This is a genomic window from Flavobacterium frigidum, from assembly GCF_048286735.1.
GTDB lineage: Bacteria > Bacteroidota > Bacteroidia > Flavobacteriales > Flavobacteriaceae > Flavobacterium.
The window spans coordinates 248,361-261,434 of record NZ_JBLVPU010000001.1 but is presented as its reverse complement, the minus strand read 5'-3'; the positions used below and the strand labels follow the sequence as shown (position 1 = coordinate 261,434).

Here is a 13,074-nt window from a genome sequence, read left to right as displayed (position 1 = left end):
TTATTTTTAATAAAACATCTTTATTGTACACAATCAAACCCAAAAGTCCAAATTTCATTTATTAATAATTTTAAATTTTACCCATGATTAAAAAGATTTTTTTATTTTCAGTGATTATTTCACAACTGACAATTTCTTGCTCTAGCAACGAGGAATTAGATAGCGCTTCTGAAGAAAGTTTAACTGCTCAAATTGAAGCTATCTGTAAGCAACCGTATTCAAAATTAACTCCAGCAGAACAGAAAGTGAAACTAGAGGCTGAAGCAAATGAAATGCTAGTTCAAATGAACAAATCCAAAACATCTGGAGCCATTGAAGCCATTCAAAATTTAGGAGATTTATTAAGGATCAGTTCTGTTGACATTTTCAATGGAAAAAATGATAATAAAATAGAAGATATTCTAAATGTTTCCGGCGTATATGGAATTTACACTTGGAATAATTCAACAAAAATATGGGTTAAAACAGCTTCAACTACTGAATTAAAATTTGTTTTCCCTGCAAAAGCAACTCAAACTGCTAACAATGCATCTTTATCTTCCAAAAGCAACTCTTCAAACATTAAAATAAAACTGGTAGACAGTTATAATTGGCAAACTGGAATTACAATAAATGATGAATTTTATTTACCAACTTCTGTAGATGCAACTTTGACTATTGACAATGCACAAGCTGCAACTTTTGTAACGAGTGCAAAATATACTGGCACAATAGAAACTCCAGATGAATCTAGTTTCAAAATGGTTTTAAATGATGGCTATACTTATGAAATCAGCGGGAGTAAGAAAGCAACTCAAAACACTGCTAAATCTTCTTTTACCTATAATGGAAAAAAATTAGTTTCATTTACCGCAGGAAGTACTGCTGATATTGATGCTTTAATAGAAGATAAAGACCTTATTCAATACAAAGGTAAAGCGAATGGTCTGTTTCAAATCATGGATAACTTTATCATTGTAGCCGATATGGATATTGCAACACAATCTAAAGATGAAGAAGCTTTAGAGAAAAGTTTGGTTTATCCTTCATATCCAAACTACGACAGTCCTAAAGCCGACTTCAAAGCATTTTACACTGCTGAAAACACATATAATAAAAAGTATTCAGAGGGGAATGTAGTTAATTCAAATAAAAACTTGAAATTGATTTTAGTATCTAAAAAAGATGGAACTAAGATTGCTGACGTTATTTACCGTTCAGAAAAAGCTGATAGCTATAACACTGAATTACCAGTATGGGTAAAAAATTCGTTTTACACTAATGGAGGATATTGGTCAACTAACGGAAATGGTGAAACAATTACTATTCAATATTACGACGAAGTACTTTACTTAAAATTCAATGACAGTACCGAAGTTGCAATGAGTACTTATTTCTCTGAAGGATTTGATAACCTTGAAACTAAATTTGAGGATTTTTTGAAAGCTTTTGAAAGATAGAACTATTTTTTTATAGTAAACCTAAAGTCAATCTGAGAAATTCCAGATTGGCTTTATTTTTTAATAGGTGTTTTAACTACTATCGTATTTTGGCCGTAGCCAGCCCAAATCCCTACACCACCTTTAATATTTGATTTTAAACTTGTATTTGATGGATAAATTGGATTTCTGCTATTTACAATTTCATTCTGCCAACTATTCCAAAAATCGAATCCTTCCTTATTCATAGTCCTTAATTTTACGAAAATTAAATCTCCGTCGGTAAAATAGGGTTTGAATTTAGTTTTAGGAAAGAGTAATACACCTCTATTCACATGCATTGAAATGGAGTGAGATATAAATTTTTCATCATCTAGATTACCGTAAAAAGCAGGAATAAAAATAGGTTCTTGCTTATCTATCCTAGTCGCAATCTGATAATAATTCTTTTCGTTTATAGGATCATCAAATTTTATAAAAACGTATCCGGTAGTATCCGCGGTATTCTTCTTTACATACTCCGCATTTGCAATCGTTACTGTTTTAGGAATGCTTGTAGTAGCCAAAACTATTCTATTTAAATACTCAATTTTCAAAGTATATGTCTTCCCCGCTTTACCGATTATTTCTTTTCCAAAATACACATACGGCGGAACTCTATTATCATCATTTTTAACACGCAAAACTTCTACCGTTTCTCCGTCAGAAACTGTTATTTTTGCCGAGCGTATTACGTGATCCAAAACATTTGTAGAATCAACAACATCATTTATTGGTATTGTACTGGATAATATCACATAAGGAACATCTCCTTCTTCAATCCAGCCCTCTACCGCTAATTTTGATTCCAACTTAATTCCATCACTAAAACTATCATTGTTGCAACTACACGCAATAACCATCAAAAGAAATAAACTATACTTTTTCATCCTCTAAAATTTAAATCTCCAACTTATTGAAGGAAGTATTCTATACAAAACCTTTTTTTCAGGCTTGACAACTACACTATCTTTATTTTCATTGACAACCACATTTAAAACAACATAAATAGGGTTTTCGATATTGAAAGTATTATAAATAGAAAAATTTAATGCGCTTTCTTTTTTAGCGTTTTTTATAAAAAAATAATTAAGAGAAAGATCTGTTCGAATATAGTTTGGCATTTGAGCATTGTTATACTCCGAATATTCTTTGACAGGATTATTATTTATAAAATACCATGATGTAGGCATTGTAAAACGATTACCTGAACTAAAAATCTGTGTGACACCAAAATTCCATTTTGAATTTAAATCGTAGGTTCCAACCAATGCTACATTATGGCGTCTGTCATATTTAGCATAGTATGTTTCCCCATTATTGAGCTTTTCGAAATTTCGGTCGGACCAACTCAAGGTATAACTTAACCAGCCTTTAAATTTTCCGCTATTCTTTTTCAGCATAAATTCTAATCCATAAGCCTTTCCTTTTCCTTCGAGCAAATCATTTTTTAATGTCGAGATTTCATTAAACTGTGTAACACCATAAGGATATTCCAGCAAATGATTCATAGAACGATAAAATGCGCCAAATGAAGAGCTAAAACGCTTCGAAATAATCTGATTGGAACCCATTGAAAACTCATTAGAGGATTGCGCGGGAATACCATCTGAACTTGCAACCCAAAAATCAGTAGGAATACCTACACTGGAAGTCGTTATTAAATTTAAATACTGATTTTGCCTATTATAAGAAGCATAAAACGAAAAATTTTTGTTCCAATAATAATTCAGAACAACACGAGGTTGAAAATGCAAATACGATTTTACCCCTGAAATATAATAGTTAATCCTTAAACCTAATTCTGCTATCAAATTATCCTGTAATTTTGGTTTTGCAGTTGTAAAAATAGCAAATTCGTTAGCTTTAATTAAGGGATTTTGTTCTATACTATTAGTTGTGCTTAAATTTTCAATTTGGATTTTTTGTGGTTGCAAATTATGATAAACATATTGCAAACCTGACTCGAAAGAAGTTCCTTTAACCAAATAATTAATCGAATTAGTAAATCCGAAGTCATCAACAAATGAAGAAACACCAATTCCAATTGTTGATTGCTCCATATTCAACTCATTAGTGTAACGCGTGAAATAAATAGCATTCGACATACTGGTTTTAGAAGACAATTTAGTAAATAAAGAAGGAGAGATAGTCAAATTACTCCATTTCAAGCTGGTTCGTAAGGCCAAATTTGAGTCTTTTATCTGCAATTTATCAGCACTTGAAAAAGCCGAAATACTTAATAGGCTATTTTTAGAAATTTCTGTAACAAAAGTTAAATTACCGTCCAAAAAGCCATATTTCATATCTTGAACATCATTATTTTTTGATCCAGATTTCAATGTTGGAGCAATAATCTCATCAATATATGTTTTTCTTCCAGATAATGTAATCCCAGATTTTTTACTAATTGGAATGCTTAAAGTAGCCTGAGATGCTAGTAAGCCAACATTTCCTTGAAACGCAAATTGTACAGGTATTTTTTTATTAGCAATTAATAAAGTTGTTGAACTTAAACGCCCTCCATATTTTGAATTTGAGCTTGATTTATCAAATTCAACTTCTTGTATATGATCCGTATTATAAAAAGGAAAAACACCCAGCAGATGTGCCATTCCATAAATAGGCGTTCCTTCATACAATATTGCATTATGTCCTGGATCACCTCCTCTAACATACAAATATCCATTTGCATCACCAGAGTTCTGCACTCCTGGTGTGAGTTGTAAAATTTTGATAATATCTGTTGTTCCAAGGACTGTTGGAACTGCGGCTAATTCTTTTAAATTAAAAGATAATTTCCCACCAGATAAACTTGTAATGCCGCTCCTTTTATTATTGGATATAACAACTTCTTTTAAAAAAGAAACATCCTTTTCTAAAATAATAGAAATTATTGTGTCATTTTCACATTTAAAACTTAAAGTTTTTTCAAGATAACCAAATTGATTAACTACAATTTTAACAAAATCGGATGGAAGTTTGGCCGTAAAGCTGCCCAAAGTATCACTTACATAATTGTAATGCTGACCATTAGTTTCTAACGAAATACGTACTCCTATTAATTTTTTATTTTCAAACGATTTCACATTCCCAGCTATGGTCACCTTGGACTGCGCAAACAAATTGGAAAAAAATAATAAACAAAACAAAATAATTGGCTTCAAGACTAAATTTTAATACGAATAATGCTAAAGTAAGCAATTACAACCCAATTACATCAGGTTATAATTGTTTTAATTTATTTCTTACTTTAATTTTTGCAAATACATATTGACCACATTATCTAATCCCAAATAAATAGCTTCTGAGATTAAGGCATGACCAATTGAAACTTCAAGTAATCCTGGGATATTTTGTTTAAAAAATTGAATGTTATCCAAACTTAAATCGTGACCTGCATTGATTCCCAATCCTAATTCGTTGGCAAAAATTGCTGATTGTGTATATGGCAAAATCGCATTTTGATTTCCTAAACCGTAATGGTGTGCAAATGCCTCTGTATACAACTCGATTCTCTCGGTTCCAATTTTTTTAGCTCCTTCGATCATTTCGAGAATTGGATCTACAAAAATAGACGTTCGAATACCGTTGCGTTGAAATTCCTGCACCACTTCAGTCAAAAAAGCTTCATGTTTTACGGTATTCCATCCCGCATTTGATGTGATCGCATCGATAGCATCTGGAACTAGGGTAACTTGAGTTGGCTTTATTTCGAGAACAAGATCAATAAATGTTTGCTCCGGATTGCCTTCGATATTGTATTCGGTATAAACAATTGCCTTCAAATCTCGGGCATCTTGATAGCGAATGTGGCGCTCATCTGGTCGTGGATGTATCGTAATTCCTTCGGCACCAAATTTTTGAATGTCGGTGGCTACTTTTAATAAATTGGGAACATTTCCTCCACGAGCATTTCGCAAAGTAGCTATTTTATTGATGTTTACACTTAACTTTGTCATGAACACACTTTTTGATTTTGAAACTTGTTTTTACTTGGAACAAAAATACAAAGTAAAACTTAGGAGATTTTGCTTATTTTTGATTATTTTGCATGAAATATTCCAAATTGATTTATGACAGAAATTACAGAGTATATAACCAATGATGTAAAGGCAATTGATAGTTTCGATTCTATCGCAGCGGTTCAAAATTTCTTTAGTGATTTACACTTTTCACATTTTCCGGTTTTAGAAGAAGGAGTTTACATTGGTAGTATCGCAGCTGAGGATATTGAAACTTTTGACAGTGACAAAAAAATACTGGATTACCGCTTTACATTGGAAGGTTTTTTTACTAAAACAGATACCATGTGGCTTGATGTTTTAGAAGTTTTTGCAAAAAACAATACTAATTTAGTTCCCGTTCTAGACGAAAACAATAGTTACGTTGGGTATTATGAAATAGAAGATATCATGAAGTTTTTTCATGAAACCCCATTTTTACAAGAACCAGGCGGAATTATCGTGGTTCGTAAAGGCGTTTTAGATTATTCCATGAGTCAAATTACCCAAATTGTAGAAAGCAATAATGGAAAGCTTTTGGGCTTATTCGTCTCAGAGTCAAGTATTGATAGCGTTGAAATTACGTTGAAAATAACTTTAGGCGCTATGAATGAAATTATTCAAACTTTTAGGAGGTACAATTATGAAATCATATCAGAACACCAAGAAGATAATTACATCAATAATTTAAAGGAACGCTCTGATTATTTAGACAAATACCTTAATATATAGTTTACAGGACTGATTAGCATTTTAATCGATCTAACGACATACAACTTACACTAACAGAAAACGATTCAGCAAAAAGATGAAAGTAGCTATCTACGGTCAATATTATCAAAACAGTACAGAGCCTATAATAAACGACATCTTTGTTTTTTTTAACAAGAACAATGTAGAGATGATCATTGAGTCGCATTTTTTAATAATGCTTAACGAAAAAAAAATTGTAGAGAACAAATACAAAACATTTACCTCACATACAGAACTTGATAGTAGTTTTGACATGTTAATTAGTATAGGTGGTGACGGAACCATTTTAAGAGCGGCAACTTTAGTTCGTGATTCTGGGATTCCCATCTTAGGGATTAATGCTGGAAGACTGGGTTTTTTAGCTTCGGTACAAAAGGAAAACATAGCCTCGTTCATGCAATTTGTAATTGATAGAAAATATACGATTTCTAAACGAACTTTACTGAGTTTAACTTGCACTCCTCCTAATGAGTCTATCGATGCAATTAATTTTGCTATGAATGAAATTACGGTTAGCAGAAAAGATACCACCTCGATGATAACAATTGATACGTATTTAAACGAGGAGTATCTGAATTCGTATTGGGCTGACGGATTAATTATTTCAACCCCAACAGGATCTACAGGATACTCTCTAAGCTGCGGCGGTCCTATTTTGACCCCAGATGTAAAAAGCCTCGTTATTACACCTATTGCCCCTCACAATCTTACTGCACGACCACTAGTAGTTCCCGATGAAACTGAAATTAGACTTAAAGTTTCTGGAAGAGATGAATACTATTTAGTTTCTCTAGATTCTAGAGTTACATCTGTTAGAAACGAGTCGGTGCTAACTTTAAAGAAAACTCCTTTTCAAATTAATATGGTCGAAATTCCCGAGGAAACCTTTTTGAAAACACTCCGCAGCAAACTACTTTGGGGAGAAGACAAGAGGAATTAAATCATTTTAAGCAAACGCTATACGATTTTATCAATTTTTCCCGTTTTACTAAATTAAATACTTATTAATAGTGCGTTTAATACTGAATTATTAAAAAAAAGCACATTTAACTGAATGGGTATTGAAACGAATTGATAATTATTATATTTGCACGCAATTTTTGATTAAATGAACAAAATTTTTTATTTATTTCTCTGTTTATTCCCAGTGATGGCAACACACGCTCAAATACATGAGGTCGGTGTTTTTTTAGGCGGCAGTAATTATATTGGAGACATCGGACCTACTACTTATATTTCGCCAAACGAACCTGCAATTGGAGTCGTATACAAGTGGAATAAAAGTCCTAGACATTCCTATAGATTTTCTTATACGCAATCTAAAATTACCTCAAATGATTTGGATTCAAAAGAAGTAAGCAGGTACCAAAGGGAGTATCGTTTTGAAAACAATTTAAAAGAAGTATCTTTAGACCTTGAATTCAACTTTTTTGATTTTAATCTTCACGAATCGAGCAGAAAAATCAGTCCTTATGTTGCGTCTGGTTTGAGTTATTTTCTAGCAAAATATACCTTGACCGATTTAAAAACGGACACATCAGTTCGTGGGAGAACCGAAAGAAAAAAATCAATTGCATTCCCTATAATTATAGGAGTAAAATCTAATATATCACCCCGTTTGGTTTTGGCATTAGAAACTGGTGCAAGATATACGTTGACTGACAATATAGACGGAAGCTCTAATCAAAATTTTGGAAATATAAATAATAATGATTGGTACGTTTTTACAGGAGCTACGTTAACCTATACCTTTGGGAACAAACCCTGTTATTGTGCAGAATAGAGAAATGAATTTACAAGATACGATCAATAAGAATAACCTACCTAAACACCTAGCCATCATTATGGATGGTAATGGACGTTGGGCAAAACAGCAAGGCCTTTTACGCGCCTTAGGTCATGAAAGCGGAACAAAATCAGTAAAAGTAATAATCGAAGCTAGTGCTAAGCTTGGCATCGAGTTCCTTACTCTTTATGCTTTTTCTACTGAAAACTGGAACAGACCCAAACTAGAAGTCGATACTTTAATGAAAGTATTGATCAACTCTTTGAAAAAAGAACTGCTCACACTTCAAAAAAACAACATCAAACTCAACGCAATTGGTAACCTAGAAAGATTACCAAAATCAGCGCAAAAGGAACTCCTTGATGTAATCGACAAGACAAAAAACAACACACAAATGACACTTACCTTAGCGTTAAGCTACGGTTCTAGGGAGGAATTAGTAGCTGCGGTAAGAAATATTTGTAGTAAAGTTAAAAATAATATAATTTCAATAGACGCTATTGACGATTCCATTATTAATGAGCATCTTTACACGCAAAATTTACCGGACGTAGATTTATTAATACGAACAAGTGGAGAACATAGGATAAGTAATTTTTTGTTGTGGCAAATTGCCTATGCAGAATTATATTTTACTGATATATTATGGCCAGACTTTAAAGAACAAGATTTATATGAGGCTATCATTAGTTATCAAAAAAGAGAACGCAGATTTGGAAAAACAAGTGAACAAATTAAATAATTTTTTAGTGTTACATAAAAGCATAAAAATAGTCCTTACCGTATTAGTATTAGTAAGTTTTACAAAAGTTAAAGCGCAAGAAAGAGTTCCTTTTGATCAAGGAAAAAAATACATTTTAGCCGATGTAGCTATTGTGGGAGACATTAGTTTCAACTCGCAAACGGTTGTTACATTCTCTGGTTTGCAAAAAGGACAAGAAATAACAGTGCCTGGTGAAGAAATTAGTGCTGCTATAAAAAAACTTGGAAAACTAGGTCTCTTTGATGAAATTTCATTTTATGTAAATAAAGTTCAGAATGATAGTATCTACCTCGATTTAAATATCGTAGAGCTACCCAAACTAAATCAAGTAAAATTTGTAGGGATTAAAAAGACTAAAACGGAAGCTTTAATAAAAGACAACAGTCTTAATAAAGGTAAAGTTGTAAATGAAAACTTGATTACAACCACAAGAAATTATATAGAAAACAAATACAAGAAAGACGGGTATTATAACACCAAAGTTAACATTAATACGGTTAAAGATACGTCCACTGTCAATTCAGTAAACATGCTTGTTAGTATTGATAAGGGTGAAAAAGTAAAAATTAAAAGTATTGATTTTGTAGGAAACACGAAAATATCTGATAACACTTTGCGTAAAGCAATGAAAGATACGAAACAAAAGAAAATTACTCGTGTTTTAAAAGCATCAAAATTCATAAAAGACAAATACAAAACCGATTTAGAAAAAGTAATTTCATCCTATAAAGAGAAAGGATATAGAGATGCCAGAATCGTTTCGGACTCTGTGACATTTGATAAAGAAAAAAATGCATTATCTATAAAAATTAATGTAGAAGAAGGAAATAAATATTACTTTGGAAACATAAAATTCCTAGGAAATACAGTTTACACCGATCAAGGATTAAGTAGAGTATTAGGCGTGAAAAAAGGAGAAACCTATAATGGTGTTCTGTTACAAAGAAGAATTGCCGATGGATCAAAACCAGACGGCGAAGACATTGATAATTTATACAAAAATAACGGATATTTATTTTCAAATATTAATGCTGTAGAGGTAAGAACTGCCAATGACACTATTGATTTTGAAATACGAATTACAGAAGGCCCTATTGCTTACTTCAACAAGATCACAGTTGTGGGTAATGACAAAACCAATGACCGCGTTATTTACCGTGAATTAAGAACAAAACCAGGTGAAAAATACAGCAAAGACGAATTAGTTAGAACCGTACGTGAAATTGGACAGTTAGGATTTTTTGATCCAGAAGCTATCAATCCAGCGTTTAAAAACGTTGATTCAGGAGCTGGAACAGTAGATATTGAATACCAACTTGTAGAGAAAGGATCCAGCCAAATAGAACTTCAAGGAGGTTATGGTGGTGGTGGATTCATTGGTACGCTTGGACTTTCGTTCAACAACTTTTCGGCTCGCAATATGTTCAAAAAAGATGCATATAGACCTTTACCAATGGGAGATGGTCAAAAAGTAAGCTTACGTTTGCAAGCAAGTACCTTTTTCCAAACCTATAGTGTTTCCTTTTCTGAACCTTGGTTTGGCGGAAAAAAACCAGTATCATTTAGTTCATCATTGTCCTACAGTAAACAATTTTTAAATAATTTTCAAACACAAAGAGCGGATAAAACAAAAAGTTTTAACATTATGACTTTATCCGTTGGTTTAGCCAAAAGATTAACAGTACCCGATGATTTCTTTGTATTGTCACAATCGTTAAGTTACCAGCACTATGATTTAAATAATTACAATACTGGATTATTTACCTTTGGGGATGGAACATCCAGAAACATGGCTTATACAATAGGATTAACACGAAATAATAAAGGGGTAAATCCAATTTTCCCTACCTACGGATCAGAATTTAGTGTTTCGGCTAAATTGACTCTTCCTTACTCTTTATTAAACGGAGTTGATTATGCTACATTGGGCGACAAAGAAGAGTACAAATTAAAGAATACTGTCGACCGATTAAATGTGCCAGATACTAACGGAAATATTGTAAAAATTGGAGATTACATTGATACGAATGGCAATAAGGTAACCGACTTTAATTTAGCTGCTGCAGATGTCAGCAAAGTCGATCAAGAGCGTTTTAAATGGTTGGAATATTATAAAATAAAATTCAAAGCTGATGCGTATACCAAAGTTTATGGTAAATTAGTGGTGAGAACTTTGGCAGAATTTGGATTTCTTGGAGCATACAACCAAGACCGAGGAGTAGTTCCTTTTGAACGTTTCTATCTTGGTGGAGATGGATTAGCTAACTTCTCCATGGATGGAAGAGAAACAATACAGTTGAGAGGATATCCTAACAATTCTTTGACTCCTGTTGATGAAAGTGGAGACCAAATTGGAGCAACCGTGTTTAATAAATTCTCAATGGAATTACGTTATCCAATCACATTAAAAGCATCTGCATCAATTTATGCATTAGCATTTGCTGAGGCAGGTTCATCGTTTAAAGATTTCAAAAGCTACAATCCATTTGCTTTGAATCGTTCCGCGGGAGTTGGATTACGTGTATTCATGCCTGCATTTGGTTTATTAGGAATCGATTTTGGATATGGTTTTGATAAATTACCAGGTCAAGCAAAACCAAATGGAAACGAAGTACATTTTATCATTGGACAACAATTCTAAAAAATTGATTATAAATTTTCTAAAACATACTGTTATGAGAAAACAATTTTTATATCTATTTTTATCGTTATTCTTTGTGCAATCAATAGACGCCCAAACAAGAGGCACTAAACTAGGTTTCATAGATATGGAATACATTTTACAAAATGTACCCGATTATACAGAAGCAAAGGCGCAATTAGAGGTAAAAACTGAAAAATGGAAACTTGAGATTGATGCTAAAAAAATTGAAATTAATAAACTTAAAGAAGCCCTAAAAGCAGAAAGAGCTTTGTTAACTAAAGAATTGATTGATGAAAGAGAAACAGAAATTAATTTTCTAGAAAATGAAAATCTAGATTACCAACAGAAACGATTTGGACCCAACGGAGATTTAATAATACAAAAAAGCCTCTTGGTTAAACCAATACAAGATCAAGTTTTTACTGCTGTTCAAGATATTGCTGAAAGGTTAAAATACGATTTCATATTTGACAAAACATCTGATTTAACCATGTTGTTTGCTGCTAAAAGATTTGATCTTAGCGACCAAATTATACGCACGCTTACCCGAACTGAAAAAAGAGAGCAGTTGACTAAAAAACAACAAAAAGCAGAAGAGGATAAAGAGAAAAAACAAGACGCAATGGATGAAAATCCAGATTTAGCAGAACGTCAAAAGCAAATAGACGAAAAAAAATATGCTAGAGAGAAAGTACTAGAGGACAGGAAGTTGCTTCAAGAGCAAAAGAAAAAGGAATTTGAAGACAAAAGAGCACAAATAATAGCAGACAGAGAAGCTAAAAAAAATGGCACGGTTTCTGCAAATGTTAAAATAGAGGATCCTAAAAAAGCGGCAAACGCAGATTCTACAAATGATGCTTCAAAACAGTTAGCAGAAGACATCAAACAAAAACAAGTGGAAGTTAATGCACAAAAGCTAGAAGATCGTAAGAAAATTTTAGAAGACCGCAAAAAAGCATTAGAAGAAAAAAGAAAAAAAATTCTTGAAGAAAGAGAAGCGATTAGAAAAGCAAAAGAAGAAAAATTAAAAGAAAATACAAACAAAAATTAATTACTAAATATTTTAAAAACGATGAGACAAATTAAAACTCTATTTATTGCTGCAATTTTTATTTTAGGAGCAAGCCAAACAATTAATGCACAAGCAAAAACGGCTCATGTTGATGTAAGTGAGATTATGACAAAAATGCCAGCAATGTTAGATGCTCAAAAACAATTGGATAAATTGAGTACTACTTACGATGCTGATTACAAAAAGATGGTAGAAGAATACCAAGGGAAATTAAAAAAATACGAAGCTGAAGCTGCTACAGTAACTGAAGCTATTAATGGAGAACGCTCTAAAGAAGTACAAGACATGCAGTCTAGAATTGTAGCTTTTAGAGATAATGCTCAAAAAGAATTACAACAAAAAGAATCTGATATCGTTAAACCATTGATGGAAAAAGTGAGAGCTTCAATCCAAAAAGTAGGAAAAGCAAAAGGATTCCAATATGTTCTTGATGGTTCTTCTCTTTTACTTGCTGATGGTCCAAACTTGACTCTTGATGTTAAGAAAGATTTAGGATTCTAGGAAAAATAGACAATCGTTTAAAACTGCTCGTCCCAACTATAGGATTGAGCAGTTTTTTGTTTAAATAAACTATTGGAATTTCATTGATTAGCGT

At 32.4% G+C, this 13,074-nt stretch carries 11 protein-coding genes; 8 read left to right on the top strand and 3 right to left on the bottom strand.

Going from position 1 to position 13,074, the window contains the following annotated elements; genetic code table 11:
• The first annotated feature begins 83 nt into the window (after positions 1–83).
• A complete protein-coding gene (locus ACNQGO_RS01150) occupies positions 84–1,439 on the top strand; it encodes a hypothetical protein (protein WP_417983910.1) in 1,356 nt (451 codons plus the stop codon).
• A gap of 53 nt (positions 1,440–1,492) precedes the next feature.
• Here ACNQGO_RS01150 and ACNQGO_RS01145 read toward each other — a convergent pair whose 3' ends face one another.
• From ACNQGO_RS01145 to ACNQGO_RS01135, 3 genes are all read right to left on the bottom strand, one after another.
• Positions 1,493–2,347 carry a DUF4249 domain-containing protein gene (locus ACNQGO_RS01145; RefSeq protein ID WP_417983909.1) on the bottom strand — a complete coding sequence of 285 codons (855 nt, stop codon included), beginning with the start codon at positions 2,345–2,347 and terminating at the stop codon, positions 1,493–1,495.
• Positions 2,348–2,350: 3 nt separating this feature from the next.
• Positions 2,351–4,624, bottom strand: coding sequence for a TonB-dependent receptor plug domain-containing protein (locus ACNQGO_RS01140; RefSeq protein WP_417983908.1), 2,274 nt, complete (start codon positions 4,622–4,624; stop codon positions 2,351–2,353).
• Between the two features lie 81 nt (positions 4,625–4,705).
• Positions 4,706–5,419, bottom strand: a complete 714-nt coding sequence (locus ACNQGO_RS01135) for a pyridoxine 5'-phosphate synthase (protein ID WP_417983907.1) — start codon at positions 5,417–5,419, stop codon at positions 4,706–4,708.
• Between the two features lie 114 nt (positions 5,420–5,533).
• On the opposite strand from ACNQGO_RS01135, the gene ACNQGO_RS01130 reads away from it, so the two are divergent.
• The 7 genes from ACNQGO_RS01130 (at position 5,534) to ACNQGO_RS01100 (ending at position 12,980) form a co-directional block, all read left to right on the top strand.
• Positions 5,534–6,193, top strand: a complete 660-nt coding sequence (locus tag ACNQGO_RS01130; protein ID WP_417983906.1) for a CBS domain-containing protein — start codon at positions 5,534–5,536, stop codon at positions 6,191–6,193.
• A 76-nt stretch (positions 6,194–6,269) separates the two neighbouring features.
• Positions 6,270–7,154 carry an NAD kinase gene (locus ACNQGO_RS01125; protein WP_417977500.1) on the top strand — a complete coding sequence of 295 codons (885 nt, stop codon included), beginning with the start codon at positions 6,270–6,272 and terminating at the stop codon, positions 7,152–7,154.
• A 168-nt stretch (positions 7,155–7,322) separates the two neighbouring features.
• The gene (porG, locus tag ACNQGO_RS01120; RefSeq protein ID WP_417983905.1) at positions 7,323–7,997 is read left to right on the top strand and encodes a type IX secretion system protein PorG; all 675 of its coding nucleotides are present in this window, start codon (positions 7,323–7,325) and stop codon (positions 7,995–7,997) included.
• A 4-nt stretch (positions 7,998–8,001) separates the two neighbouring features.
• Positions 8,002–8,742, top strand: a complete 741-nt coding sequence (locus ACNQGO_RS01115; RefSeq protein ID WP_309759244.1) for an isoprenyl transferase — start codon at positions 8,002–8,004, stop codon at positions 8,740–8,742.
• Positions 8,675–11,404, top strand: a complete 2,730-nt coding sequence (locus ACNQGO_RS01110) for a BamA/OMP85 family outer membrane protein (RefSeq protein ID WP_417983904.1) — start codon at positions 8,675–8,677, stop codon at positions 11,402–11,404. Before ACNQGO_RS01115 ends, ACNQGO_RS01110 begins: the two co-directional genes overlap by 68 nt.
• Before the next feature lie 34 nt (positions 11,405–11,438).
• Positions 11,439–12,458: an OmpH/Skp family outer membrane protein gene (locus ACNQGO_RS01105; protein WP_417983903.1), complete on the top strand. Its 1,020-nt coding sequence runs from the start codon at positions 11,439–11,441 to the stop codon at positions 12,456–12,458.
• Between the two features lie 21 nt (positions 12,459–12,479).
• A complete protein-coding gene (locus ACNQGO_RS01100) occupies positions 12,480–12,980 on the top strand; it encodes an OmpH/Skp family outer membrane protein (protein WP_309757648.1) in 501 nt (166 codons plus the stop codon).
• The last annotated feature ends 94 nt before the right edge of the window (positions 12,981–13,074 follow it).